Annotated in this window: 20 protein-coding genes and 1 pseudogene; 16 read left to right on the forward strand and 5 right to left on the reverse strand. The window is 74.6% G+C overall.

Going from position 1 to position 25,155, the window contains the following annotated elements; all coding sequences use genetic code 11:
* The 3 genes and pseudogenes from ACFZB9_RS35785 to ACFZB9_RS35795 form a co-directional block, all read left to right on the forward strand.
* Nucleotides 1-141 (forward strand): annotated as a pseudogene (locus tag ACFZB9_RS35785) (4-hydroxy-3-methylbut-2-en-1-yl diphosphate synthase); the annotation flags it as partial.
* A gap of 16 nt (nt 142-157) precedes the next feature.
* Nucleotides 158-1,078 (forward strand): GNAT family N-acetyltransferase, encoded by a 921-nt coding sequence (locus ACFZB9_RS35790; protein WP_391454204.1) that lies wholly within the window; start codon nt 158-160, stop codon nt 1,076-1,078.
* A 52-nt stretch (nt 1,079-1,130) separates the two neighbouring features.
* Nucleotides 1,131-1,703, forward strand: coding sequence for a GNAT family N-acetyltransferase (locus ACFZB9_RS35795; RefSeq protein ID WP_391454205.1), 573 nt, complete (start codon nt 1,131-1,133; stop codon nt 1,701-1,703).
* Here the strand turns inward: ACFZB9_RS35795 and ACFZB9_RS35800 are convergent.
* Together ACFZB9_RS35800 and ACFZB9_RS35805 are read right to left on the reverse strand one after the other, a co-directional pair.
* Entirely contained in the window at nt 1,676-2,599 is a 924-nt protein-coding gene (locus tag ACFZB9_RS35800; RefSeq protein WP_391454206.1) for an aminoglycoside phosphotransferase family protein, read from the reverse strand. The genes ACFZB9_RS35795 and ACFZB9_RS35800 overlap by 28 nt on opposite strands.
* A gap of 82 nt (nt 2,600-2,681) precedes the next feature.
* Nucleotides 2,682-3,854 (reverse strand): ferritin-like domain-containing protein, encoded by a 1,173-nt coding sequence (locus ACFZB9_RS35805; protein WP_391454207.1) that lies wholly within the window; start codon nt 3,852-3,854, stop codon nt 2,682-2,684.
* 285 nt (nt 3,855-4,139) lie between these two features.
* Between ACFZB9_RS35805 and rimP the strand changes: the two genes are divergently transcribed.
* From rimP to ACFZB9_RS35855, 10 genes are all read left to right on the forward strand, one after another.
* Complete coding sequence (rimP, locus tag ACFZB9_RS35810; RefSeq protein ID WP_391454208.1) at nt 4,140-4,763, forward strand: ribosome maturation factor RimP; 624 nt, start codon at nt 4,140-4,142, stop codon at nt 4,761-4,763.
* A gap of 31 nt (nt 4,764-4,794) precedes the next feature.
* On the forward strand, nt 4,795-5,808 hold the full coding sequence (nusA, locus tag ACFZB9_RS35815; RefSeq protein WP_391454209.1) for a transcription termination factor NusA: 1,014 nt from the start codon (nt 4,795-4,797) through the stop codon (nt 5,806-5,808).
* An 80-nt stretch (nt 5,809-5,888) separates the two neighbouring features.
* The gene (locus tag ACFZB9_RS35820; RefSeq protein WP_391454243.1) at nt 5,889-6,182 is read left to right on the forward strand and encodes a YlxR family protein; all 294 of its coding nucleotides are present in this window, start codon (nt 5,889-5,891) and stop codon (nt 6,180-6,182) included.
* Between the two features lie 235 nt (nt 6,183-6,417).
* Entirely contained in the window at nt 6,418-9,597 is a 3,180-nt protein-coding gene (gene infB, locus ACFZB9_RS35825) for a translation initiation factor IF-2 (RefSeq protein ID WP_391454210.1), read from the forward strand.
* Between the two features lie 138 nt (nt 9,598-9,735).
* On the forward strand, nt 9,736-10,032 hold the full coding sequence (locus tag ACFZB9_RS35830; RefSeq protein ID WP_184935330.1) for a DUF503 domain-containing protein: 297 nt from the start codon (nt 9,736-9,738) through the stop codon (nt 10,030-10,032).
* 162 nt (nt 10,033-10,194) lie between these two features.
* Nucleotides 10,195-10,641 (forward strand): 30S ribosome-binding factor RbfA, encoded by a 447-nt coding sequence (gene rbfA, locus ACFZB9_RS35835; RefSeq protein WP_391454211.1) that lies wholly within the window; start codon nt 10,195-10,197, stop codon nt 10,639-10,641.
* A gap of 2 nt (nt 10,642-10,643) precedes the next feature.
* A complete protein-coding gene (locus ACFZB9_RS35840; RefSeq protein ID WP_391454212.1) occupies nt 10,644-11,738 on the forward strand; it encodes a bifunctional oligoribonuclease/PAP phosphatase NrnA in 1,095 nt (364 codons plus the stop codon).
* 100 nt (nt 11,739-11,838) lie between these two features.
* Entirely contained in the window at nt 11,839-12,759 is a 921-nt protein-coding gene (gene truB, locus ACFZB9_RS35845) for a tRNA pseudouridine(55) synthase TruB (RefSeq protein WP_391454213.1), read from the forward strand.
* A 209-nt stretch (nt 12,760-12,968) separates the two neighbouring features.
* Nucleotides 12,969-16,781 (forward strand): serine protease, encoded by a 3,813-nt coding sequence (locus ACFZB9_RS35850; RefSeq protein ID WP_391454214.1) that lies wholly within the window; start codon nt 12,969-12,971, stop codon nt 16,779-16,781.
* Nucleotides 16,782-16,820: 39 nt separating this feature from the next.
* Complete coding sequence (locus ACFZB9_RS35855; protein ID WP_391454216.1) at nt 16,821-17,765, forward strand: bifunctional riboflavin kinase/FAD synthetase; 945 nt, start codon at nt 16,821-16,823, stop codon at nt 17,763-17,765.
* A gap of 66 nt (nt 17,766-17,831) precedes the next feature.
* On the opposite strand, the gene ACFZB9_RS35860 is transcribed toward ACFZB9_RS35855, so the two are convergent.
* From ACFZB9_RS35860 to eccE, 3 genes are all read right to left on the reverse strand, one after another.
* A complete protein-coding gene (locus tag ACFZB9_RS35860; protein ID WP_391454217.1) occupies nt 17,832-20,117 on the reverse strand; it encodes an AAA family ATPase in 2,286 nt (761 codons plus the stop codon).
* A gap of 208 nt (nt 20,118-20,325) precedes the next feature.
* Nucleotides 20,326-21,093 carry a hypothetical protein gene (locus tag ACFZB9_RS35865; protein ID WP_391454219.1) on the reverse strand — a complete coding sequence of 256 codons (768 nt, stop codon included), beginning with the start codon at nt 21,091-21,093 and terminating at the stop codon, nt 20,326-20,328.
* The gene (eccE, locus tag ACFZB9_RS35870) at nt 21,093-22,484 is read right to left on the reverse strand and encodes a type VII secretion protein EccE (RefSeq protein WP_391454221.1); all 1,392 of its coding nucleotides are present in this window, start codon (nt 22,482-22,484) and stop codon (nt 21,093-21,095) included. Before eccE ends, ACFZB9_RS35865 begins: the two co-directional genes overlap by 1 nt.
* A gap of 150 nt (nt 22,485-22,634) precedes the next feature.
* On the opposite strand from eccE, the gene eccB reads away from it, so the two are divergent.
* The 3 genes from eccB to ACFZB9_RS35885 all read left to right on the forward strand — a co-directional run bounded on the left by eccB (nt 22,635) and on the right by ACFZB9_RS35885 (nt 25,114).
* Nucleotides 22,635-24,206 carry a type VII secretion protein EccB gene (gene eccB, locus ACFZB9_RS35875; RefSeq protein ID WP_391454223.1) on the forward strand — a complete coding sequence of 524 codons (1,572 nt, stop codon included), beginning with the start codon at nt 22,635-22,637 and terminating at the stop codon, nt 24,204-24,206.
* A 201-nt stretch (nt 24,207-24,407) separates the two neighbouring features.
* Nucleotides 24,408-24,713 carry a WXG100 family type VII secretion target gene (locus ACFZB9_RS35880; protein WP_391454225.1) on the forward strand — a complete coding sequence of 102 codons (306 nt, stop codon included), beginning with the start codon at nt 24,408-24,410 and terminating at the stop codon, nt 24,711-24,713.
* Between the two features lie 104 nt (nt 24,714-24,817).
* Complete coding sequence (locus tag ACFZB9_RS35885) at nt 24,818-25,114, forward strand: WXG100 family type VII secretion target (RefSeq protein WP_391454227.1); 297 nt, start codon at nt 24,818-24,820, stop codon at nt 25,112-25,114.
* The last annotated feature ends 41 nt before the right edge of the window (nt 25,115-25,155 follow it).

A 25,155-nucleotide genomic window follows, 5' to 3' on the forward strand; every position in this document is an offset into this window, starting at 1 on the left:
TTCGTGAAGGGCGAGGTGATCAAGACCGTGCCCGAGTCGAAGATCGTCGAGACCCTGATCGAGGAGGCCCTCAAGCTGGCCGAGCAGATGCAGGCAGACGGCGTCGCCTCCGGTGCTCCGACCGTGATCGCCGCCGAATGACGGTGGATGAGGCGCTGTGCTCGATCGAGGTGTGATGCTCCCCGGCGCGAAGCAGGCCATCCGCGGCCATGGGGGTCCCGCCGGCCGCAGGCCGGGGGAGGCGACCCGGGTGCTGGAGGGTCCCGACCTCGCCGACACCCTGGCGGTGCTGCGCCGGGACCCGGTCGCCAACGCCTTCGTGGCCACCCGGGTCGAGGCGGTCGGCCTGGACCCGTGGCGGCTCGGCGGCGAGATGTGGGGCTGGTTCGGCCCGGACGGACGGCTGGAGTCGCTCTGCTACGCCGGGGCCAACCTGGTGCCGATCAACGCCGGGCCGCAGGCCGTGCGGGCCTTCGCCGAGCGGGCCCGCCGCCAGGGGCGGCGCTGCTCCTCGATCGTCGGCCCCGCCGGGCCGACGGCCGCGCTGTGGGAGCTGCTGGAGCCCAGCTGGGGCCCGGCCCGCGAGGTGCGGGCCCGTCAGCCGCTGCTGGCCACCACCGAGCCCGCTGCCGGGGTCGCGCCCGACCCGCTGGTGCGGCGGGTCCGCAAGGACGAGATCGACCTGCTGATGCCGGCCTGTGTGGCGATGTTCACCGAGGAGGTCGGGGTCTCCCCGCTGGCCGGTGACGGCGGCCTGCTCTACCAGGCCCGGGTGGCCGAACTGGTCAGCGGTGGCCGCTCGTTCGCGCGGATCTCGGAGCAGGGCGAGGTGATCTTCAAGGCCGAGATCGGCGCGGTGACCCAGGGGGCCTGCCAGATCCAGGGGGTCTGGGTCGCCCCCGCCCACCGTGGCCGCCGGCTCTCCGAGAGCGGCATGGCCGCCGTGCTCGACATCGCGCTGCGCGAGGTCGCCCCGGTGGTCAGCCTCTACGTCAACGACTACAACCTGCCGGCCCGCGCCGCCTACCACCGGGTGGGTTTCCGCGAGGTCGGGGCCTTCATGTCGGTGCTCTTCTGAGAGTCTGCGGTGTTCGCCTCGGTGATCGCCGGGAGGGAGTAACCTCCCGGCCATGGAGCAGCTGACCGAGGTGACCGTCCAGCCGATCGACCTGGCGGCCTGGGCACCGTACGCGCTGGAGGTGCAGGCGGCGGCTTTCGGGCTCTCGCCGTCGGAGATCGCGGTACGGCTGCACATCGTGGGGCGGCACGCCCTGCAGCCCGGGGTGGTCGCGCTCGGCGCGATGCGCGCGGGCCGGCTGGTCGGCTTCGGCTACGGCATGCCCAACCTGCGCGAGCACTGGTGGAGCACGGTGATCGAGCCGTACCTGGAGGCCCGCGGGCACGGCGACTGGCTGGACGACGTCTTCGCCGTCACCGAGTTGCACGTGCTGCCCGAGTACCAGGGGCAGGGCCTGGGCAGCACGTTGATCCGCAGTCTGTGCGAGCGCTCCGGTCTGTCGCGCAGCATCCTGTCCGCGATCGACGCCGAGACGCCCGCCCGCCGGCTCTACCGCTCGCTGGGCTACCGCGACCTGGCCCGTGCGGTGCGGTTCCCCAACACCGACCGGCCCTACGCCGTGATGGGTGCCCGGCTGCCGCTGCTGGACCGTGCCGGCTACAGCCGCCCCGCGAACTCCAGGTAGAGCTCGGCCGCCGCCCGGTCGCCGGCCGCCAGCGAGGCGAGGCCGGCCGCCACGCTGCGAAAGAGCACCCAGCCGCGCAGCCGCTCCAGGTCCACCTCCACCGCTTCGGCGAGCCGGCGCAGGCGCCGGCGCAGCGCGCCCTCGGGACCGGGGGCGGCGGCCAGTGTCTCCTTGCGGTCCTGGGCCAGCCAGGCCAGGTCGAAGGCGCGTTCGCCGACCAGCGGTTGCGGGTCGATGGCCAGCCACGGCGATCGGTCGGCGGCCATCACGTTGCCGTGGTGGAAGTCGCCGTGCAGCAGAAAGGTCTCCTCAGCAGAGTCCAGTAGCTCGGCGGCGGTGCGCACCGCCGCCTCCACCAGTGGACCGGCATCCAACTCCTGTGCCAGCGCCGGGTGTTCGGCCAGCCACTGGGAGCGGACGGCGACATGCTCGGCCACCGAGCCGAACGAGTGGTGCGGGCCGGGGTCGCTCCACAATCGCTGGAGCAGGCCGCAGGCCTCCAGCATCGCCTTCGCCTCGGCCAGCGAGCGCAGCGGGATCTCGCCGTGCAGGCGCTCCAGCAGCAGGAAGCCCTCGGGCGGGTCGGCGTCCAGCAGCAGCACCGCGCCGCGGCCGGCCCAGTGGGCGAGCGCGGCGGGCTCCTGGGCGGTCTCGGCGGTGACCAGGCCGGCCTTGAGCACCGCGGGCGTGTTGTCCGCGCGCCGCACGTAGCCGATCAGGCTGAGCCGGCCGCCGGGTTCGGCGACCCGGTCCAGGGTGAGCTCCCAGCGCTCCAGTTGGCGGGCGATCCGGTCCGGCAGCGCCGCCAGCCAGTCGGCGCCGGCCTCGCCCTGGCGGGCCAGCACGCTCATCCGCAGTCGGTCCGGTACGGTGCACTTCCCTGCTGCTGGCGACATGCTGACCTTCCACCTCGGCTCCCCCTGGCGCTACCCGTCCATTGTCCGCCCAGCGCGGCTCGCCACCGGGGAGCCGCGCTGGTCAGCGGCTTGGCGTCGGGCTCGTCGACGCGCTGGGGGCCGCCTTCGCGGGCAGGCCGGGCAGCGCGCCCGGGGCGGCGCCCCAGTGGCCGGCCTGCAGGGTGCAGGCGCGCAGCGCGGTGGCCGCGTCCAGTCGCAGCGAGCCGGAGCCGGCCGCCACCAGGTCGGCGTAGACGGCCGTCAACCGGGTCTCGATCTCAGCGGCCAGCCGGCCGGCCGAGGCGGTGTCCGTGACGGCGAACGGGAGCTGGTAGCCGGGCGCGGCTGCGGTCGGGGTCGCACCCGCGCCGGAGAGCAGGCGCTGCCAGGCGTCCCGGCGGGCCTGGTGGGCGGCGTAGCAGGAGCGGGCGTCGTCGCGCTTGGGGCCGGGGCCGATCCTGGCCGCGATCACCCCGAAGGCGTAGACGGCGGTGTGTTCGCCGGCCAGCGCCGCCTGGAGCGCCGTCAGCGCCCCGGCCGGGAGCGCGGCCGACCCGGCGCCGGGCGAGGCGGGGCTCGCCGGGGAGCCGTTGGAGGCGGCGGCGCTGGGCGAGGCAGGGCCTGACGGAGCGTTGGCAGCGCCGGCCGGCGAACTGCCGGCCGCGGGGGAGCCGGCCGCGCCAGGGGCGGGGGAGGGCGCCGGCGGCGCACTCGCCGCCAGAGGGCTCTGGTCGCCCAGCTCGACCGCGTGCAGCGCGCCGGCCGCCGAGACCGAGGCCAACAGGCGGGCCAGCTCGGGGGAGGCGGCCGCCAGGTCGGTCAGCCGGGCCTGCGCGGTGCTCCACTCGGCGGCGGCCAGCGCCGCCAGGCCGCCCGGTGTGCCGGGGCTGCTCGACGCCCCGGCGCCCGAGGCGGTGGCGTTCGGCGAGGGCGCGGCGGCACTGCCGGAGGGCGAGCCGGCGCCGGCCGGCAGCCCGGCGGCCAGCGCGGCCCGCTGGGCCTCCACCTCCGCACGCAGTGCGGGTACCGGCGCGCCGCCGGTACCCGTGAGCGGCGCGTACTGGGCGAGCAGCGCGTCGGTGGCGGCCACCGCCTTGGTGCGCAGCGCCAGGTCCGGGTCGGGCTTGGCCTTCCCACCGCCGCCCGGCCCGCCGGACCCGTCGGACCTGCCGCCCGAGGAGGTGCAGGCGGCCAGGAGCCCGGCGACGGCCAGGGCCCCGGAGGCCAGGAAGGTCCGCCGGCTGGGGGACTGCATCGACGCGCTCCAGGAGGTCGTGCGGAAGTCGCCGAACGCCCCCGCGGCCATGACTGAGGATGGGAACCAGCGCGTATCCATCAGGTGAAAGAGTTGTGCCCGCCCCGCTCGACCGTACCGTCCGACACTGAGCCGCCGAGCGCGGGGGCGCGCTCCGGCGCCGCCGCGGGCTCTCGCCCAGGTGCCCGGCCTGGTCGGAATCGGCGGTTCGGGGGTCGACCCGATAGGCTTTGGGTCGAGTTACGACCTTCTGACAACAGCAGACGCGGCCGAGGAGTCACCCGGATGAGCACCACCCCCACCGATCGGTTGCGTGCCCTGTTGGCACCGCTGGCCGAGCGCGCCGGTCTGGACCTTGAGGAAGTCAAGGTGACCCAGGCCGGCAGCCGCCGCCAGGTGCAGATCGACGTGGACGCGGACGGCGGCGTGGATCTGGATGCGATCGCCGAGTTCAGCCGTGAGGTGGGTCAGGCGCTCGACGAGAGCGACCTGATGGGCAACGCCGCGTACCTGCTGGAGGTCGGCTCCCCGGGCGTGGACCGCCCGCTCACCGAGCCCCGCCACTGGCGCCGCAATGCCGGCCGCCTGGTGAAGGTCCAGCTCGTCGAGGGCGGCGAGATCATCGTCCGGATCCTGTCGAGCGACGAGGACGGCGCGCTGGTCGAGGTGCAGCCCGTCAAGGGCCGTGGCCGCGCCAAGGAGCGCCGCCTGGAGTTCACCGAGGTCGCCAAGGCCCGGATCCAGGTGGAGTTCAACCGCAAGGAGGACGAGCAGCTGCTCGCCGACGACGCGGAGTTCGAGGAGACGGACGACGCGGAGTCCGAGGAGGCCGGAGCCGACGGCGAGGCCGCCGGGACCGAGACCGAGCAGGACAGCGCCGGCGCGCACGCCGACCGCGACGAGCAGTGAGTAAGAAGAGCAGAGCAGAGGAGGCGTAGCCGTGGACATCGACATGAGTGCCCTGCGTGGGCTGGTGACCGAGAAGAACATCCCGTTCGACCTGTTGGTCGAGTCGATCGAGTCGGCGCTCCTCATCGCGTACCACCGGACCGAGGGCTCGCGCCGCCGCGCCCGCGTCGAGCTGAACCGCAAGACCGGGCACGTGACCGTGTGGGCGCTTGAGGACGCGAGCGAGCTGGAGGAGGGCGTCGAGCCCAAGGAGTTCGACGACACCCCGAGCGGCTTCGGCCGGATCGCCGCCAGCACGGCCAAGCAGGTGATCCTGCAGCGTCTGCGGGACGCCGCCGACGACCAGACCTTCGGCGAGTACGCGGGCAAGGAGGGCGACATCGTCACCGGTGTCGTCCAGCAGGGCAGCGACCCGAAGAACGTGCTGGTCGACATCGGCAAGCTGGAGGCCATCCTGCCCCCGCAGGAGCAGGTCCCCGGCGAGGAGTACAAGCACGGCACCCGGCTGCGCAGCTACGTGGTGGCGGTGCGCCGCGGCGTGCGCGGTGCCTCGGTGACGCTCTCGCGCACTCACCCCAACCTGGTGCGCAAGCTCTTCGCGCTGGAGGTCCCGGAGATCGCCGACGGCAGCGTCGAGATCGCCGCGATCGCCCGTGAGGCCGGTCACCGCACCAAGATCGCCGTCTTCTCGCGCCGGGCCGGCCTGAACGCCAAGGGCGCCTGCATCGGCCCGATGGGCGGCCGGGTGCGCAACGTGATGGCCGAGCTGCACGGCGAGAAGATCGACATCGTGGACTGGTCCGAGGACCCGGCCGAGATGGTGGCCAGCGCCCTGTCGCCCGCGCGGGTGACGAAGGTCGAGATCGTGGACTACGCCCAGCGCTCCGCCCGGGTGATCGTGCCCGACTACCAGCTGTCGCTGGCGATCGGCAAGGAGGGGCAGAACGCCCGTCTGGCCGCCCGTCTCACCGGTTGGCGGATCGACATCCGGCCGGACACCGAGACCCTCGGTGCCGAGCCGGGCAGGGAATCCGCCGCCGAGTAGCGGTGTTGTCAATCACGTGCAGCGGCCCCGTCCTGATCGACGGGGCCGCGGTCAGTCCCTGCGGAGGGGTAGACTTGATGGTGTCCGGCCGGACGCGTGTCCGCGCATGCCCTGAACGCACCTGCGTGGGCTGCCGCAAGCGAGCGGCCAAGCAAGAGCTGTTGCGAATCAGGGCGATCGAGGGCGGCTGCGTCCCCGATCCTCAGGGTTCGCTGCCCGGCCGGGGCGCGTATCTGCACCCCGATCCGGCCTGTCTCGACCTGGCGGTCCGCCGCCGGGCGTTCCCGAGGGCCTTCCGGCTCCAGGAAACGCTCGACACGGAGGCGCTACGGGAGTGGCTCGAGGCCCGGGCGAACGGCGCTGCGGCGCCCTGACCAGCAAGGCCGGGCCCCGGTCGGAGCGCAGGGCACCACCCTCGTGGACACGGGGGAGAACCACCGTACAGAGCACGGCGCGCGCACCTCGGTGCACCGCGCCACAAGTCAGGTACCTCGCGAGATGGAAGTAGGTCGAGATTGCGATGAGCACTCGATGAGTACGCGATGAGTACGCCCATGAAGTAGCGACGGTCCGGCGGACAACTGCCCCGGACTTATAGACAGGAGCGAAGTGGCTAAGGTCCGGGTATACGAACTCGCCAAGGAGCTTGGCTTGGAGAGCAAGGCCGTCATGGCCAAGCTCACCGAGCTCGGTGAGTTCGTCCGTTCGGCGTCCTCGACGATCGAGGCGCCGGTTGTGCGCAAGTTGACTGACGCTTTGGGAGCGACGCCGCCCTCCGGTGGTTCCTCCGCTAAGCCTGGCCCGCGGAAGCCCGCGGCGCCCACCCCCGGCGGTGCCGCCTCGGCCGCACCCAAGCCGGGAGCCCCCACGCCGGGTCCGCGCCCCGCCGCGACCCCCGGCCCCCGTCCCACCCCCGCCGCGGCGGCTCCGGCTGCTCCGGTGGCCCAGGCTGCTCCGGCGGCCTCGGCTGCTCCGGCAGCCCCCGCTCCGGCAGCGCGGCCGGCCGGCGCCCCGACCCCGGGCCCGCGCCCGGCGGCGCGTCCGGCCACTGCGGCTGCTCCGGCGGCCCCTGCGGCCGAGTTCTCCTCGCCGGCTCCGGCCGGTGGCGAGGCCGCCCCCGCGCGTCCCGCCGCTGCTGCCCCGGCTTCGCGTCCCAGCGGTTCCGCGGCCGGCGGTGGCGCCCGTCCCGGCCCGCGTCCCGCGGGTCCGCGTCCGGGCAACAACCCCTTCACCTCGGGCAGTGCGACCGGCATGGCGCGTCCCGGCGAGCGCCGTCAGGGTGCGCAGGGCGACCGTCCGCGTCCGGCCGGTGCTCCCGGTGACCGCCCGCAGCGTCCCGGTGGCGACCGTCCGCGTCCCGCCGGTGCTCCCGGTGCGGGTGCCCCCCGTCCCGGTGGCGACCGTCCGCGTCCCGCCGGTGCTCCGGGCGACCGCCCGCAGCGTCCCGGTGGCGACCGTCCGCGTCCCGCCGGTGCCCCCGGCGCCGGTGCGCCGCGTCCCGACGGGATGCCGCGTCCGGCCGGCCCGCGCCCCGGTGGCCCGAGCCCGTCCGGTATGCCGCGTCCCAACCCCGGCATGATGCCGCAGCGTCCCGGCCCGGGCACCGGCCCGCGTCCGGGCCCCGGTGGCCGTGGTCCCGGTGGCCCCGGCGGCCGTCCGGGTGGTCCGGGTGCCGGTGGCGGCGCCCGTCCCGGCTTCGCCGGTCGTCCGGCCGGTCCGGGCTCGCGTCCGGCCGGTGGCGGCGGCTTCGGCGGCCCCCGTCCGGGTGGCGGTGCCGGCGGCGGCGGTGGCTTCGGTGGCGGCGGTGCCCGTCCCGGTGGCTTCGGCGGCCGTCCCGGTGGCCCGGGTGCCCGTGGTGGCACGCAGGGTGCCTTCGGTCGTGGCCCGGGCGGTCGTCCGGCCCGTGGCCGCAAGTCGAAGCGTCAGCGGCGCCAGGAGTACGAGGCCATGCAGGCCCCGTCCGTCGGCGGTGTGATGCTGCCTCGCGGCAACGGGCAGACCGTCCGCCTGTCGCGTGGTGCCTCGCTGATGGACTTCGCGGAGAAGATCAACGCCAACCCGGCCGCGCTCGTCTCGGTGATGTTCAACCTCGGTGAGATGGTCACCGCGACCCAGTCGGTCGCGGACGCCACCCTCGAGCTGCTGGCCGGCGAGATGGGCTTCATCCTGGAGATCGTCAGCCGGGACGACGAGGACCGTGAGCTGCTCGAGTCCTTCGACATCGACTTCGGTGCCGACGAGGGCGACGAGGACGAGCTCATGCCGCGTCCGCCGGTGGTGACCGTCATGGGTCACGTCGACCACGGTAAGACCCGCCTGCTCGACGCGATCCGCAAGAGCAACGTGGTGGCCGGCGAGGCCGGTGGCATCACCCAGCACATCGGTGCGTACCAGGTGTCGGCGGAGGTGAACGGGGAGGAGCGCAAGATCACCTTCCTCGACACCCCCGGTCACGAGGCCTTCTCCGCCATGCGTGCCCGTGGTGCCAAGTCCACCGACATCGCGATCCTGGTGGTCGCGGCCAACGACGGTGTCATGCCGCAGACGGTCGAGGCGCTCAACCACGCCAAGGCCGCCGGTGTGCCGATCGTGGTCGCGGTCAACAAGATCGACGTCGAGGGTGCCGACCCGACCAAGGTCCGCGGTCAGCTGACCGAGTTCGGTCTGGTGGCCGAGGAGTACGGCGGCGACACCATGTTCGTCGACATCTCCGCGCGCCAGGGCCTGAACATCGACCAGCTGCTGGAGGCCGTGGTCCTGACCGCGGACGCCTCGCTGGACCTGCGGGCCAACCCCGAGCAGGACGCGCAGGGTATCGCCATCGAGGCGCACCTGGACAAGGGCCGCGGCGCCATGGCGACCGTCCTGGTCCAGCGCGGTACGCTCCGCGTCGGCGACTCGATCGCCGTCGGTGACGCCCACGGCCGCGTCCGCGCCATGCTGGACGAGAACGGCAAGAACGTCGCCGAGGCGGGCCCGTCCCGTCCGGTCCTGCTGCTCGGTCTGACCTCGGTGCCGCGCGCCGGCGACAGCTTCATCGTTGTCGACGACGACCGCACCGCGCGCCAGATCGCCGAGAAGCGTTCGGCCCGTGACCGCAACGCCATGTTCGCCAAGCGTCCGCTGCGGATCTCCCTGGAGAACCTGGACCAGGCGATCGCGGCCGGCGGTATCCAGCAGCTCAACCTGATCATCAAGGGTGACGTCTCCGGTTCGGTGGAGGCCCTTGAGGACGCGCTGGTCAAGCTGGACGTGGGCGAGGAGGTCGAGCTCCGCATCCTGCACCGCGGTGTGGGTGCGATCACCGAGTCCGACGTGGACCTGGCGATGGGCTCGGACGCCATCATCATCGGCTTCAACGTCCGCGCCGAGGGCCGTGCTCGCACGGCGGCCGAGCGCGAGGGCGTCGACGTCCGGTACTACTCGGTCATCTACCAGGCGATCGAGGAGATCGAGGCGGCGCTCAAGGGCCTGCTCAAGCCGGAGTACGAGGAGGTGCGCCTCGGTTCCGCGGAGATCCGCGAGGTCTTCCGCAGCTCCAAGTTCGGCAACATCGCGGGTGTCATCGTCCGCGAGGGCCTGCTGCGCCGCAACGCCAAGGCGCGCCTCATCCGCGACGGCAAGGTCGTGGCGGAGAGCCTCACCATCGAGGGTCTGCGCCGCTTCAAGGACGACGCGACCGAGGTCCGCGAGGGCTTCGAGGCCGGTGTCACCCTGGGGTCGTTCAACGACATCAAGGTGGACGACGTCATCGAGACCTTCGAGATGCGCGAGAAGCCGCGCTCGTAAGGCTCATCGGTAGCCGGGGCCGGTCGGCGGGAATTCCCGTCGACCGGCCCCGGTCTCGCTGTGTAGGGTCCTCGACATCAGCCCCCGTGGTCGCACGGGGGTCCTACGAGGCCCTCAGGTCGGCGAGACCTGTCACACATGTTCGTGGGAACACTCACCTTCGACCTGCTTCTCGGCGACGTTCACTCGCTCAAGGAGAAGCGCTCGATCGTGCGGCCCATCGTGGCCGAACTGCAGCGCAAGTACAGCGTCTGCGCCGCGGAAGTCGGAAACCAGGATCTGCACCGCCGGGCCGAGATCGGCCTGGCGGTGGTCTCCGGCGAACACCGTTTTGTCACCGAGATCCTGGACAGTTGCGAGCGGTTGGTCGCCGGCCGCCCCGAGGTGCAGCTGCTTGCTGCCCGCAGGCGTTACTACGGCGACGACGATGATTGAGATCGGCGGATGGCCGACGACCGACCCCGGACAGTCGCCACCATCACACCGACGAGGACCGAGAGCGCTCACAAGGCTGAGCGCGGGCCGGTACGTTGGGGCGTGGGCCCCGCGGGGCGCTGCGGCGCCCCACGTACCGCGCCCACTGCACGAGGAGGCAACGTGACCGACACCGCAAGGGCGCGCAAGCTCGCCGACCGAATCCAGGTGGTCGTCGCGGAGACCCTGGAACGGCGGATCAAGGACCCGCGCCTGGGCTTCGTGACCATCACCGACACCCGCGTCACCGGTGACCTGCGGGAGGCCACGGTCTTCTACACGGTCTTCGGCGACGAGACCGAGCGGGAGGCGACGGCGGCCGCGCTGGAGAGTGCCAAGGGCGTGCTCCGCTCCGAGGTCGGCAAGCAGACCGGGGTGCGCTTCACCCCGTCGCTGACCTTCGTCGCGGACGCGCTGCCGGACACCGCGCGCACCATCGACGATCTGCTGGACAAGGTCCGCAGCTCCGACGCGGCGGTGCGTTCCGCCGCCGCCGGCGCGCAGTACGCCGGTGACGCCGACCCGTACAAGCGGGCCGCCGAGCACGACGACGCGGACGAGGACGAGTAGTCATGGCAGGTGAGCCGGCGGCGGCCGGTTCGGCGAGGGCGTTCTCCACCCACCCGGTGGAGGACGCCCTCGCGGTGCTTCCGGCGCCTCGCGAGGAGTCACCGCTCGATTTCGAGCGGGAGTGGCGGCGGATCGTGGCACTCGTCGAGCAGAGCCCGGTGATCGACCTGATCTGCCACATCACCCCCGACGGCGACGCGCTCGGCTCGGCCCTGGCGGCCGGGCTCGGCCTGCGTGCGCTCGGCCACCGGGTGCGGGTCTCCTTCGGTGACGACCCGCAGGTCATCGCGGAGTCACTCTCCTTCCTGCCCGGGCAGGAGCTGATCGTGCCGGCCGCCGAGGTACCGGAGCGGCCGGAGCTGGTGCTCTGCTTCGACGTCGCCTCCGAGGGGCGGCTCGGGCTGCTGCGCGAGAAGGCGTTCGCCGCGCGGCACCTGGTGGTGCTGGACCACCACGCCTCCAACCCCGGCTTCGGCAGCCACCGGATCATCGATCCGAGCGCGCCGGCCACCGCGGTGCTGGTCGACGAGCTGCTGCGGCGGCTGGGGGTCCGGCTGGACCAGTCCATCGCCACCTGCCTGTACACGGGGGTGGCCACCGACACCGGCTCGTTCAAGTACGCCGGCACCACGCCGGCCACCCATGAGCTGGCCGGACGGCTGCTGGCCACCGGGATCCGGCAGGATCTGATCTCCCGCCGGCTCTGGGACACCACCTCGTTCGGCTACCTCAAGGTGCTGGCCGCCGCGCTGGACCGCGCGGTCTACGAGCCCGAGGCCGCGGGCGGGCTGGGGCTGGTGTGGACCTGGGTGCCCTACCAGGACCTGGCACTGTTCAGCGTCCCGGTGGAGGAGATCGAGGGTCTGATCGACGTGCTGCGCAAGCCCGCCGAGGCGGAGGTCGCGCTGGTGCTCAAGCAGGACCCGGACGGCACGCTGCGCGGCTCCTGCCGGGCCAAGGGCGCCGTCGACGTCGCCGCGGTCTGCGGCGAGCTGGGCGGCGGCGGGCACGCGTTCGCGGCCGGCTTCTCGGTCCGGGGGGACGCGCCGAGCGCGGTCGCCCGGTTCCGGGCGGCGCTGGGGCGGGCGGTGCGCTGAGGCGGCTCGGCCGGGCGTACCGGCCGGGCGCGTTGTGCGGGGTCCGCAGGCGTTGCGGGCCCCGGAACCATGGTTGGCAAACTGTGCAGAGAAAGAACTGATGAAGCGCAAAGGCACCGGCCCTGACGGCCTGGTCATCGTGGACAAGCCCGAAGGCATCACCTCGCACGGCGTGGTCGCCCGGCTGCGCCGGCTCGCCGGGACCCGGAAGGTCGGCCACGCCGGCACCCTGGACCCGATGGCCACCGGGGTGCTGGTGATCGGCGTCGAGCGCGCCACCCGGCTGCTCGGCCACCTGATGCTCACCGCCAAGACCTACGAGGCGACCGTCCGGCTCGGCCAGACCACCATCACCGACGACCGGGAGGGCGAGGTCACCGCCTCGGTTCCGGTGCGCTGGGAGGCGCCCGGCGGGGTGAGCCGGGCGGCGATCGACGAGCAGATCGCGGTGCTGACCGGCGAGATCATGCAGGTACCGTCCAAGGTCAGCGCGATCAAGATCGACGGCAAGCGCTCGTACCACCGGGTGCGGGAGGGCGAGGACTTCGAGCTGCCGGCCCGGCCCACCACAGTGCACTCCTTCACCGTCCACGAGCTGCGCGAGGCCGTGGCCGAGGACGGCACGCCGGTGCTCGACCTGGACGTCACCGTGGAGTGCTCCTCCGGGACGTACATCCGGGCGCTCGCCCGCGACCTGGGCAGCGCGCTGGGCGTCGGCGGCCACCTGACGGCGCTGCGCCGCACCAGGGTCGGGCCGTACGGGGTGGAGTCCGCGCACACCCTGGAGCAGTTGGAGGAGCAGCTCACGGTGCTGCCGATCGGCGAGGCCGCGGCCGCCGCCTTCCCGCGCTGGGATGTCGGCGAGGAGGACGCGCGCCGGCTGTCGACCGGTGTGCGGCTGCCCGCGCCGGGGCTCGGGGTGGACGGGCCGATCGCGGTGTTCGGGCCCGGTGAGCAGTTCCTCGCCCTGGTCGAGGAGCAGCGCGGGCAGGCCAAGCCGGTGGCGGTCTTCGTCGGCTGACAGCACTTTCGTCGGCCGGCACCACGCTCCCGCTGGACTCACCTGGACCGTGCTCACTCGAATGGGCGAGCGCGCGAGGTGAAAGCCCGTGGTGAACGGTGTGGCCGGGGTCGCCCGGCCCCTTGCCCGGGCAGGCTCCTCGCGGCGAGCACGGCAGCGGTGACGGGCCCGAACGGGTGCCCACCGGGGCCGCCGGGGAGGGCAGCACGATGGCGGGTGGTCTGCGGGGTGGCGGGCCGGCGGACCCCGACGGGGCGCTGGTGGCGATCAGCACGGGTGCCGGGCGCCCGCTCGGCTACGGGTTCTGGGCGGACGCGCGCGGCACGGTACTGACCGCCGACGAGGTGGTGGCCGAGCAGCCGGCCGACGGCGCGGGCCTGCGGGTCCGCACGGCCGCCGGGGCGTGGCACACGGTCGGCCCGGGGACCCTGGCACGCTGTCCCGAGCTGGGCCTGGCCTGGCTGACGGTGGCGCGGGACGGCCCGCAGGCCGCGGCTGAACCGCTGCCGGTGGCCGAGGCCGGTCCTTCGCCGGAGGCCGGGGTGGCCGACGAGCCGGGGCAGCAGGTCCTCGTCCCCGGGGCACCCGCCGTGACGGGTGTGATGCGCGGCACGGCGGCCGCGCTGACCTCGGGCGCGGCGCCGGCCCGCCTGCTGGCCGGGGTGCTGTTGCTCGAACTGCCGCCGGGCCTCGCACCGATTCCCGGCCTGCCGGTGCTCGACCCCGTCACCGGGGTGGTCCTCGGCCTGCTGGCGCCGGGCCTGCGCGGCCTGCCGGCCGGGCTGACCGGCGTGATCCCGCTCGCCACCGCCCGTTCGCTGGGCCCGCCGGCCCTGGCCGAGCTGCTGGCCCGCAACGCGGTGGCCGCGCCGGCCTACGGCCACTCGCTCAACCTGGGCGGCGCCCTCGGGCTGACCGCCCGCCAGCTGGCAACGGCCTGCGCCGGGCCGGGGCGGATCGGCGAGCTGGCCGCCGACCGGGTGGAGCGCTCGGACGGCCTGGCCGGCGAGGAGCCGGCCGCGGTGCTGACCGTCCTGGTCGGCGAGCCGGGCAGCGGCGGGAGCACCGAGCTGGCCGCGCTCGCGGTCCGCCGTTCGGCGGGCGCCCGGCCGCTGCCCACCCTCTGGCTGCGCGGCGCGGACCTGCGGGCCGCCGACCGCTGCCTGCGAGCGCCCCTCGGCCGCGCGCTGGCCGGGCTCGCCGAGCGGGAGCAGCACTCGGCGGGGTCATCGGAGCTGGTGGACGAGGTGGCGGTGGCCCAGGTCTGTGCGGCCGGCGGGCGGCCCCTGCTGGTGGTGCTGGACGGGCCCGAGGAGTCGCCCGGAGTGCTCGGCACCGCCTGGTGGACGGCGACCATCGAGTGGCTGGTGGCCGCCCGGGTGCGGCTGCTGGTGGCCTGCCGCCCGGAGAGCTGGGAGCGGTACGGGCCGCAGGTCGAGGCCGGGCTCGTGGGCAGTGGTGGGCTGGTGGGTCGTGGTGGGCTCGGCGGCGGCCCCGAGCCGGTGCGGCTGCACCGGCTCCGCCCGCTGACCGGCGTGGCGCTCGAACTGGCCGCCCAGCACTATGATGTGACGATTCATCAGGACAGATGGGAGCGGCTGGCGGTGAGCCCGCTGCTGCTCCGGCTGGCGGGAGAACTGCGGGCGGCGGGGGTGGACCCGACGGGGGCGAGCGCGGCCGAGCTGTACCAGGGCTGGCTCGACCTGCGCTGCCTGCGGATCGCCGGGCAACTGGCCCGGGAGGGGGACCGGCCCGCCTCGCATCGCAAGGGGAGCGCGGCGCGGGCGCCCGGGCCGGTCGTCGCGCCGGAGCGGGTGCGCCGGCTGGCCGCGGTGGTGGCCGGGCGGGTGCACGAGGCTGCCCGCCGGATGCTCGGCGCGGGCCAGGGCGGTCTGGGGAGGAACGCCTTCGAGGAGCTGTTCCCGCCCGGCGGCTGGGCCCGCGCGGTGCTGGGCGAGGGGCTCTTCGTGCCGGCCGGAGACGGCTACTGGCTGGCGCACGCGCAGGTGGCGGACTGGCTGCAGGGCACCCATCTGGACCTGGACGCCGCGCTGCGCCTGCTGTTGGCCGGCGGCGAGCAGGGCGGCGCGCGGCGTGCGGTGCCCCGGCACCGGGTCGGTGCGGTGGAGGCGGCGCTGCGCGCCCTCGGGGAGAGCCATGGGGCGGCGGGGCTGGAACCCTGGCTGCACCGGCTCTGGGACGCGCTGACCGCCGCTGGGCCGCCCGCCGGCCCGGCCGTGGCGACGACCTCTGCGACGACCTCTGCGACGGCCTCTGCGACGGCCTCTGCGGCGAGCGCCGCGGTGACTCCCGCGGCGACCCCTGCGGCGGCGGAGCTCGACCAGGAGCGGCGCTGGTGGGCGGCCCGCCTGCTGGCCACCGCACTGCGCGTCGGTCCGGAGCCGGCGGCCCATCAGGAGCTGCTCCAGCGGATGGCGGAGCGGATCGCGCAGGCCGCCGCGGGCACGGGCGGCTTCGCGGCCCTGGGCCAGGGCCTGTCGCACGGCCCGGGCTGCGTCGAACTGGCCCGGTTCGGACCGGAGTTCTGGGAGGCCCTCGCACTGCCCGATGAGCTCCACTGGACGCTGCTGCGCTCCCTGAGCCGGGCGGACGGCCCCGAGCAGGGATTTCTCGGCTCGGCCGCGGCCCGGCTCGCCGCCGCGGGCCCCGCGGCCTTCCCGCTGCTGTGCCGCTGGTTCGAGGACGGCCGCGGCCTGCCCGCCCGCCCCGGCGGCACCGTCGCCGACCTCGCCCACGACCTGCTCTACGCCCATCGGGCCCTCGCGGTGGACGAGTTGACGGAGGCCCTGGTGGCGGCCGGGCACCCGCGCGCCGACGCGCTGCTGACCGTGCTCGCGGTGGAGGAGCCCTCCGCGCTCTGCCGCGCGGTCGACCGCTGGAGCCACGACCCGCGTCCCGAGCGCCATGTGGCCGCCGCCGTGCACGCCCTGCGCACCGCGCCCTACGCCACCGGCGCGGGTGTCGAGCTGCTGCGCCACACCGCGCTGACCCTGCTCGCCCGGGAGGCGGAGCCCGGCCTGCACGGCGCCGCGCTCGCCCTGCTGGTCCGCGATCCGGTCACTCGCGCCCGCCATCTGCCGGGCGCGCTGCGCGCGTACGCGGCCGACGATCCGTTCGTCCCGCCGGCGGCCCTCGCGGTGGCGCTGGCCACCGACGCGGCCGCCGTCCTCGACGCGTTCGAGGCGCGGCTGGCGCTGCCCGGCGGCTCTGCCGCGGCCGTGCTGCGGGTGCTCGCGGACGCCGCGCCCGGAGTCGGCGCGCCCGGGGCCGGCGCGGTGGCGGCGCCCGGTTCGCTGCCCGACCCGGCCACCCGGCTGGCCGGGCGCCTGCTGCGGGCCCGCCCCGAGCGGGCCGAGCTGGTGGCCGAGTACCTCAACCGGCGGCTCGCCCTGGGTACGGCCGCCCGGGGCGATCTCACCGCGCTGCTGGGCGCGCCGCCGGGGGAGCGGCCGGCGTCGGTCCGGCAGGCCTTCGCGCTGGTCCTGGCCACCCCGGGGGCCGCGGCGCCGGCGGCCTCGCCGACCGCGACCGCGACCGGGCCGGTGCGGGGCCCGGCGGCCGGGGAGGTGCTGCGCGGCGAGTTCCTGGACCGGCTGCTGGTCACCGAGCGGGATCCGGTGGTGCTGGCGCCCGCCCTGGAGCGGCTGGCCAACACCACCGCCCGCCAGGACCCCCAGCGCGCCCGGGCGATGGTGCGCCGGATCGCCGACGCCTGGGCCCAGGGCCCGGGCGGCCCGGAGCGCTGGGACGCGCTGCTGGTGTGCTGCGCGGGCCGGGCCGCCGACTTCGCCCAACTGCTCGCCGAGTGGCCCCTCGACTCGCACCCGCCCACGGGCGGTCCGCTGCTGGCCCGGATGCGCGTGCTCCTCGCGCAGGGCCGCGACCCGCAGTACGCGGCGGCCGAGGCCGAACGCACGGCCGTGCGGCCGGTCATCGCCGCGCTGCCGCGCGCAGCGGGTGTTCCGGTGCCGGAGCGCGGAGCGGCGCATGGCACGCTATAGGGGTTCGAGTGTGAGCATGTGAGAAGAGGAGCGGTCAGGGTGCAGCGCTGGCGTGGCCTGGAGGAGATTCCCGGCGACTGGGGACGCAGCGTCGTCACCATCGGCTCGTTCGACGGGGTGCACCTGGGGCACCAGCTGATCATCAACCGGGCGGTCGCCCGGGCGGGTGAGCTGGGCGCCAAGGCCGTCGTGGTGACCTTCGACCCGCACCCGAGCGAGGTGGTGCGCCCCGGCAGCCACCCGCCGCTGCTGGCCCCGCACCCGCGCCGGGCCGAGCTGATGGCGACCCTCGGCGTGGACGCGGTGCTGGTGCTGCCGTTCACGGCGGAGTTCTCGAAGGAGTCGCCGCAGACGTTCGTCCAGCAGGTGCTGGTGGACGCACTGCACGCGCGGCTGGTGATCGAGGGGCCGAACTTCCGGTTCGGCCACAAGGCGGCCGGCAATGTCGCGCTGCTGGCCGAGCTGGGCCAGGAGGCGGACTTCGAGGTCGAGGTGCTCGACCTCCAGGTGCGCGGCGCGGCCGGTGGCGGCGAGCCCTTCTCCTCCACGCTGGCCCGCCGGCTGGTCGCGGCCGGTGAGATGGGCGCGGTGGCCGAGGTGCTGGGGCGGCCGCACCGGGTCGAGGGCATCGTGGTGCGCGGTGCGCAGCGCGGGCGCGACCTGGGCTACCCGACCGCCAACGTGGACGTGGTGCCGCACAGCGCCGTCCCGGCCGACGGGGTGTACGCGGGCTGGCTGACGGCCGACGGCGAGCGGATGCCGGCCGCCATCTCGGTGGGCACCAACCCCACCTTCGACGGCACCCACCGCACCGTCGAGGCCTACGCGATCGACCGGGTCGGCCTGGACCTGTACGGGCTGCACGTGGCCGTCGACTTCCTCGCCTACCTGCGCGGGATGGAGAAGTTCGACACCATCGAAGCGCTGCTCGACCGGATGGCCGCCGATGTGAAGCAGGCCAGGGAGCTGACCACGACGGACTGACGAGCCGTCACCGCACGCGACCGCGCCCGCCCCCGAAGCGATGGGGGCGGGCGCGGTCGCGTGCGGTCACTGCCGGGGCGGTGGCGGCGGGTAGCCGTAGCCGGGCTGCTGCGGCTGCTGTTGCGGCTGCTGCGCGGGGTCGGTGGGGGCGGGCATCGGCAGGCTCGGGGGCCACTGGCCCGGGCCCGGCTGTGGCCCGGGGGCCACCGGCCCGGGTGCCGGCGGGTAGCCGTACCCCTGGGGCGGGGGCGCCTGCGGGGCGCCCTGCGCCGGGTAGCCGTAGCCCTGCTGGCCGGGCTGCGGCGCCCAGGGCTGCCCACCGGCCGGGCCACCGCCCTGCGGCGCGCCCCAGGGCTGGCCGGCCTCCGGTCCGGGCGCGCCGTACGGCTGCGGCTGGGCCGGTCCGGGCTGGCCGGGCCACCCCTGCTGCGGCGCGCCCTGTGCCGGCTGCTGTTGCTGCTGCCAGCCGCCGCTCGCCGCGGCCTGCTGGGCCCGGATGATGTCCTCGCCGACCAGGGTGGCCAGCTCGAAGTAGGCCTCGCGGACCTTGGGCCGCATCATGTCCAGGTTGACCTCGGCGCCGGCCGCCAGGCTCTCGTCGAACGGCACCACCACGACGCCGCGGCAGCGGGTCTGGAAGTGCGCGACGATGTCCTCGATCCGGATCATCTTGCTGGTCTCGCGGACCCCGGAGACCACGGTGATGCTGCGCTGGACGAGGTCGGCGTAGCCGTGCGCGGACAGCCAGTCGAGGGTGGTGCTGGCGCTGCTGGCGCCGTCCACGCTCGGGGTCGCGACGATGATCAGCTGATCGGCCAGGTCGAGCACCCCGCGCATCGCGCTGTACAGCAGGCCGGTGCCGGAGTCGGTCAGGATGATCGGGTACTGGCGGCCCAGTACGTCGATCACCTGGCGGTAGTCGGAGTCGTTGAAGGTGGTGGAGACCGCCGGGTCGACATCGTTCGCCAGGATCTCCAGGCCGCTGTTGAGGTCCTGCGAGGTGTACTGGCGGATGTCCATGTAGCTGCGCAGGTGCGGGATGGCCGTCACCAGGTCGCGGATGGTCGCCCCGGTCTGCCGCTTGATCCGGCGGCCCAGGGTGCCGGCGTCGGGGTTGGCGTCGATCGCGATCACCTTGTCCTGGCGCTCGCTGGCCAGCGTGGCCCCGAGCGAGGTGGTGGTCGTGGTCTTGCCGACGCCGCCCTTGAGGCTGATCACGGCGATCCGGTAGCAGCTCAGCACCGGGGTGCGGATGATCCCGAGCTTGCGCTCGCGCTCGGCCTGCGCGGCCTTGCCGCCGAACTTCAGCCGCGGCGCCTGGCGCTGCTGCTTGGGCTGGTTGCGCAGCAGCCGGTCGGAGGAGAGCTCCACGGCCGCGGTGTAGCCGAGCGGGGCGCCCTGCGCGGTCGGCTGCTGGCCGCCGGGCTGCTGGAAGGCGGCGGGGGCCTGCGGCACGGCCTGCTGGTGCGGGTAGGCCATCGGCGCGGGGTACGGCTGCTGGCCGGCGGTGGGCACGGCCGGGGCCGGGCCGGACTGCGGCCAGCCGCCCTGGCGCGGGTCGACCGGACCCGCCTGCGGGACGCCCGGCTGGGCGGCGGGGTGCGGCTGGCCCCACGGCGGGCCGGCGGTGGGAGCGTTCGGCACGCCGGGCGGCGCGGCCTCCGGGCCCGGTTGCGGCTGGGCGGGCGGGAGCGGCTGGCCCTGCTGCAGGTGCGGCGGGTAGGCGCCGGCGGGGTAGGCGCCGGCGGGGTAGGCCTGCGCGGGCGGTGCCGTGACGGGTTGCTGGAGGCCGGGTTGCTGGACGCCGGGCTGGCCCTGGGCGTTCTGCGGCGGGCCGGCCTGGTACGGCTGCTGCTCGGCGCCCGGCCAGGCGGGCGGGCCGGGAAAGCCGGGCGTGGCCGGGGCACTGCCCACGGCCTGCGGGGTCGCCAGGGGGGCCGGCACCGGCTCGCCGCCGACCGGCGGCACGGCGGTCGGCGGGACGGCGGCGCGTGGCACGTCGCTCTGGGGCACGGTGGTCTGCGGGACGGCGGTCTGCGGGACGGGGGGCTGCGCGACCGGGTCCGAGGGGACCGGAGCCGCGGCTACGGCAGCCGCAGGCACGGCCGCCGGCGGCACCTCGGCCTCGCCGCCGGGCCCGGCCTGCGCGGGGATCGGCACGGGGACCGGCGCAGCGGAGGCCGGCTGGGGTTCGCCCACCGGAGCAGGCGCGGGCCGCGGCTCGGCCGCCGGTGCCGCCTCGCCCTGCGTGTACCAGGACGGGGGAGTGTAGTCGGGGGCGTCGGACCAGTCGTCGTCGTCCTCCGCCGCCGCGTTGTCGCCGACGTAGACGCCGTCCCGATCGCTGCTCACCTTGGGCTCCCTCGTGTTCGCCGCCGCTGTTCGCGGTGCCGTAGGCACAAGACTAGAACCTGTGCGTCGCCAGGTTGACTGCGCCGTCGGGACTTGTCCGACCTGACGCGGGCTCAGCCGTGGGCGGATCCGTCCGGGCCCGGCCGCTGGGCGCCGTCACCGGTAGGGGTGACGGCGCCGGGGCGGCGGGCTGCCGATCGGGTACCGGTCAGTCCACCCGGCGGGGCGGCCCCAGCAGCTGGTGCTCGGCCGAGCCCGGCTCGGTGCGCACGTACTGCCGGTGGATCCTGGTGGCCCAGAGCGTGAGGTCGTCGCCGAGCTGCGGCAACGCGGTCACGTCCTGGCTGCTGAACGAGAGCACCCGGCCGATCAGTTCGGCCTCCGGCGGGGAGATCCGCTGTACCCCCACCAGGTCGGCCGAGTTGATGACCCGGGCCGCGTTCGGTCCCAGGAACGGCAGCAGGGTCAGCGTGGACTGCCAGGGAGTGGCCGACAGGCGGCTGCGCGGCGGGCGCGGTCCCAGGTCGCGCACCACCAGGACCGGCGCCGAGACCGAGGCGCCCTGTGCGCCGAGCCGGCCGATCTGGTGCACGGTCACGCACGGCTGTCCGCCGCCGGCGGCCTGTGCCAGCTGCGCCCAGAGCTGGGGCCGGGCGGTCTCCACCGCGACCCGGGCGCCGGTGGCGGCTGCCCGCAGCGCGATCACCTGTGCCGTCCACACCCCGCCGACCAGCACCACGTCGTAGGCGCTGGGCCGGAACAGGCCGAGCACCGCGGCCTGGCGGTGCGGGTCCTCACCGATCACCACGCCGTCGTCGCCGACCGGGAAGGAGAGCGCGGCCAGTTCCTCGGGGCCGAGCACGTGCTGCTCGCGGCGCGGGCCGCGCAGGCCGAATCCGGCCCGGATCCGGGCCAGCGGCCCGGTGCGGTCGGCGGGCTGCGGCCGGTTCTGGCCGGAGTAGGTCTGATAGGCCATCAGGCACATCCCCCCAGAGGCAGGGTGGCGAGCAGGCCGGGTGCCTGCTCCTGGTCCAGCCGGGACAGGCCCAGGCCCGCGCTCTGCGCGCGCTGCTCCAGCAGCCGGCCGAACTGGGCGACGTCGGCCTCGCTGCGGGCCACCACCCGGACGTGGCCGCTGATCGCGGCCGCGTCACCGGCGCCGGCCCGGGCGGTCAGGCTGAACACGCTGGCCAGCGCGGGTGTGCCGGTGGCCAGGTTGACCAGGTCGGGGGCCGAGGCCCCGCCGCCCGCGCCGGGCGAGTGGCTGAGCTGGGGCCACTTGGAGATCCAGTAGGTGGTGTGGAAGCGGTCGTCGACCCGCCAGAACCGGCTGCTCTCCTGGGTGCGGCGGGTGACGCCACCGCCGCCGCTGCCGGTGCCCTGGCGGCCGGCCGTGGCCAGCGGGTTGGCACAGGTGGCGATGGACAGCGCGCCGATCAGCTGGCGCTCGTCCAGCGCGGTGGCGGTGAATCCGGCGCCGTTGAGCCGCCCGGCCAGCTGGTCGGTGACCCGCTGCAGCGCCTTGCGGGCGCCCTCCTCGCCGCCGCCGCGGGCCAGCACGGCGGTGGCCGCGCGCTCCGGGTCGAGCTTGAGGGCGACCCAGGTCAGGCGCAGGGCGGGGGTGCTGAGCCCGTCCGGCAGCTGCTGGTAGGCGCGGGTGGCCAGGGCCTGCTCGGGCAGGTGCGGGGCCGGGGCGGGCTGGGTGTGCTGGAGCACCTGCACCGACTCCAGCGCGATGTCGTCCACCCGCAGCGCCGAGCAGACGATGTCCAGCGGCAGCGGCAGCGCGGTGCGCATCGGGCGCAGCGGCTGGTCCTTGGCCTGCACCAGCAGCACCGAGGTGAGGAAGGTGCCGTCGCCGATCATGCCGGTCTCGCGGCGCACCGGGCGGCCCGCGCCGACGTCGGTCTCGGTGGCGTGGGTGTAGGTGCGCAGGGCGGGTTCCAGCTCCAGCGCGGGCGCCAGGCCCGGGTCGCTGCCGGGCGGCGGCAACAGGTTCGGCGCCTCGCGGCGGCGGGCGCGGTGGGCCGAGCGGATCCGCAGCGCCTCGGGCAGGCTGCGCCCGCGCACCGGCACCACGGCCAGCGCCAGCAGCAGTACGGCCGGCACCGCGAAGGCCCCGGCCATCGCCCGGTTGACCGTCCAGCCGACCGCGACCAGCGCCACCGCGACCTCGATCAGCACCAGTTGCTGCAGTCGCAGCCGGCCGCCGAGCAGTCCGGGGCGCGGGTGCACCCGCACCGGGACGGGGGCCGGGCCACCACCGCCGTCCTGGACTCCGGTGGGCTGCGGGGGAGTCGTGCCGTTCGGGCGGGCCCCCCTGCCCCGTGCCGCCCTGCGTCGCCCTTGCGCGGTCTGGCTTGGCATTCCCCCGCGTGACCCTCTCTGATTCGCTGTCACGGCCCGGTTGGCCGGGTGCTGAACAGTACCCGTACCGTACTCACGTCTGCCGCATCGTAGAGGGTCGCCAGGGACCTGAGGCGAGCGGGCGGCCTCAACAGGGGAGGGCCAAGCACGATGGCATCACGCAGGGACGAGCTGAACGCCTACACCTTCGCGCGAAAGCGCACCGTGGGCGCCTTCCTGCAGCCGGCCGGTGGTGGTAGCGACGAGGACGCGCCGCGGCCGATCCGCGCGGTGCTCCCCTCGCTGGTGATGGCGGTGGTGGCGGTGGCCGGCTTCGGGCTCTGGGGCCTGATCAAGCCGACCGCTCCGGAAGGCTGGGACAGCGGCAAGAACGTCATCCTGGGCAAGGATTCGACGACCCGCTACGTGGTGCTGACCAGCGCCGACGGCACCAAGATGCTGCACCCGGTGCTCAACATGTCCTCGGCGAAGCTGGTGCTGCCGGCCGACTCCAGCGTGGTCATCGTCGCCGACTCGGCGATCGACAACTACAAGGCGCACGGTCCGACGATCGGCATTCCGTACGCCCCCGACAAGCTGCCGAGCGCCGCGGACGCGGGCACGGCCAAGAAGTGGTCGGTCTGTGACCGGCCCGGGGCCGACGACTCCCACCCCAACCAGGGCGTCTTCGTGACGGCCGGCGCGGACGCGGCCACTCTGGAGCGGCCCGACCGGCTGCTGAACGCGGGGCAGTCGCTCTACGTGCAGGCGGTGCAGAAGAACGGCGTGCCGGGCATCCAGTACCTGGTGGACTCGGCGGGCCGCTCGCACGTGATCGGCACCCCGGGGATGTCGGACTCCGACGTGCGGGCGCTGCGGATCGCGCTCTTCGGCAACCAGGCCAAGCCGGAGCAGGTCACCGACGACTGGCTGGGCACGCTGACCCCGGGCAGTGCGATCGGCTTCCCGCAGGTGCCGGGGATGACCGCCGCCAAGACCCGCTCCGGCGTGCAGCTCTCCGACCCCAACCAGAGCTACGTGGGCAGGCTGGTCAGTTCGCAGGGGACCTACTACGTGGTCGGTACCGACCGGCTCTACCAGGTGACGGCCTTCGAGGCCGAGTTGATCCGGCAGGCGCCGGTCACCGGCTACGCCTACGACCAGGGCAACCCGACCGTCGCCGAGATCACCCCGGCCGACAACGCCCGCTACGGTCGCGACTTCGACACCTCGGGGCCGATGGCCAAGGTGCCCGACTGGCCGACGGCCAAGCCGGCCGCTCCGGTCAACGGCGGCGACCCGGGTACCGCCCGTCCGGTGATCTGCTCCACCCTCGAAGGGATGAACGGGGGTGCCGTGCAGCAGAGCGTGTGGGCCGGCGCCGACTTCCCCGCCGCCTTCGTGCCCGGCTCGGCCAGCGCCTATGTCAGCCCGGGCCACGGGCTGTTCTACCGCGCGGTGGACGCCTCCACCCAGGGCTCCGGCAGCGACTACCTGATCACCGAGACCGGGCTGCGCTACTTCGTGCCGGCCGGCAACGACGGCCCGGCCTCTGGCGCCTCACCGGCCCCGGCGCCCTCCGCGAGCCCGCAGGGCGACAGCCAGCCGCAGGTCAACGAGGCCCAGGCCAGGCTGGGCTACAAGGACACGGCGCCGGTGCTGGTGCCCAAGGTCTGGTCGGACCTGATCCCGGCGGGCCCGGCACTCAACACCAAGGCCGCCCTGCAGGAGCAGACGTCCTGATTGCGGTAGTTGATCGCGGGTCAGTACCGGCTGCGCCAATCTCCCCCACATCGTCATGGGTTGGTAACCATACGGCTCCCGATGTTGGGACTGTCGGCGTCGTTGGCTACAGTGCTGCGAAGCATCACACCGTGGTGTCGTCCGGGTGGGCAGGGTGACCGCACAGCCGGAAAGAGTCTGTCTCATGGGGGACGGTGGAACATGGCTGGTCAGTTCACGACGACCGCTGAGGAGATGCGGGCTTTCTCGGGCAAGATCACCGAGGTCAACTCGCAGATCCAGGGCGAGCTTTCGAAGCTCAACTCGCTGGTCGAATCGATTGCCGGTGGCTGGCAGGGTGCGGCTGCGACCGCTTACCACCAGCTCCAGGAGCGGTGGAACGACGACGCGAGCGCGCTCAACAAGGTGCTGGACGAGATCCGGCAGGCGATCGACGCCACCACTGCCAAGTACTCCTCCACCGAAGAGGACCAGCGCTCCTCGCTCAGCGGCGTCCAGGGCGCCTGACGCCCTGCCGGCCCGGCCGGCACGCAGCTGCGCGGCAGTGCACATCAGTCGGGGCCGTCCCCGAGGGGCGCCCCGCACCACCTCTTTCCTGAAAGGGAGCCATCATGGCTGACGGAAGCATCAAGGTCGATTTCGCCACCATCCAGAACGCGGGCTCCGAGGTCCGTGCCACCGCCACCCGCGTCCAGCAGCAGCTGGACGACCTCAAGGCCGGTGTCACCCGGATCGCCAGCTCCTGGACCGGTGCGGCTCAGGAGGGCTACCAGGCCCGCCAGGCCATCTGGGACTCGAAGGCCAATGACCTGCACACCACGCTGAACCAGATCGCCGCGGCGCTGGACAACGCTCACCAGAGCTACACCCAGACCGAGTCGGCCAACACCGCGATCTGGAACGGCTGATCCATCGGTCGGGGCCGGTGAGCCGGTCCGGCTGAGCGCAA

The sequence above is a fragment of the Kitasatospora sp. NPDC008050 genome, from assembly GCF_042957465.1.
In the GTDB taxonomy this organism is placed as follows: Bacteria; Actinomycetota; Actinomycetes; order Streptomycetales; family Streptomycetaceae; genus Kitasatospora.

Excerpts from the sequence above, each read along its gene's own strand:
- ACFZB9_RS35795 (WP_391454205.1), top strand. The coding sequence starts at position 1,131 with ATGGAGCAGCTGACCGAGGTGACCGTCCAGCCGATCGACCTGGCGGCC.
- ACFZB9_RS35800 (WP_391454206.1), bottom strand. The coding sequence starts at position 2,599 with ATGTCGCCAGCAGCAGGGAAGTGCACCGTACCGGACCGACTGCGGATG.
- ACFZB9_RS35805 (WP_391454207.1), bottom strand. The coding sequence starts at position 3,854 with ATGCAGTCCCCCAGCCGGCGGACCTTCCTGGCCTCCGGGGCCCTGGCC.
- rimP (WP_391454208.1), top strand. The coding sequence starts at position 4,140 with ATGAGCACCACCCCCACCGATCGGTTGCGTGCCCTGTTGGCACCGCTG.
- ACFZB9_RS35830 (WP_184935330.1), top strand. The coding sequence starts at position 9,736 with ATGTTCGTGGGAACACTCACCTTCGACCTGCTTCTCGGCGACGTTCAC.
- ACFZB9_RS35840 (WP_391454212.1), top strand. The coding sequence starts at position 10,644 with ATGGCAGGTGAGCCGGCGGCGGCCGGTTCGGCGAGGGCGTTCTCCACC.
- truB (WP_391454213.1), top strand. The coding sequence starts at position 11,839 with ATGAAGCGCAAAGGCACCGGCCCTGACGGCCTGGTCATCGTGGACAAG.
- ACFZB9_RS35850 (WP_391454214.1), top strand. The coding sequence starts at position 12,969 with ATGGCGGGTGGTCTGCGGGGTGGCGGGCCGGCGGACCCCGACGGGGCG.
- ACFZB9_RS35865 (WP_391454219.1), bottom strand. The coding sequence starts at position 21,093 with ATGGCCTATCAGACCTACTCCGGCCAGAACCGGCCGCAGCCCGCCGAC.
- eccE (WP_391454221.1), bottom strand. The coding sequence starts at position 22,484 with ATGCCAAGCCAGACCGCGCAAGGGCGACGCAGGGCGGCACGGGGCAGG.
- eccB (WP_391454223.1), top strand. The coding sequence starts at position 22,635 with ATGGCATCACGCAGGGACGAGCTGAACGCCTACACCTTCGCGCGAAAG.
- ACFZB9_RS35880 (WP_391454225.1), top strand. The coding sequence starts at position 24,408 with ATGGCTGGTCAGTTCACGACGACCGCTGAGGAGATGCGGGCTTTCTCG.
- ACFZB9_RS35885 (WP_391454227.1), top strand. The coding sequence starts at position 24,818 with ATGGCTGACGGAAGCATCAAGGTCGATTTCGCCACCATCCAGAACGCG.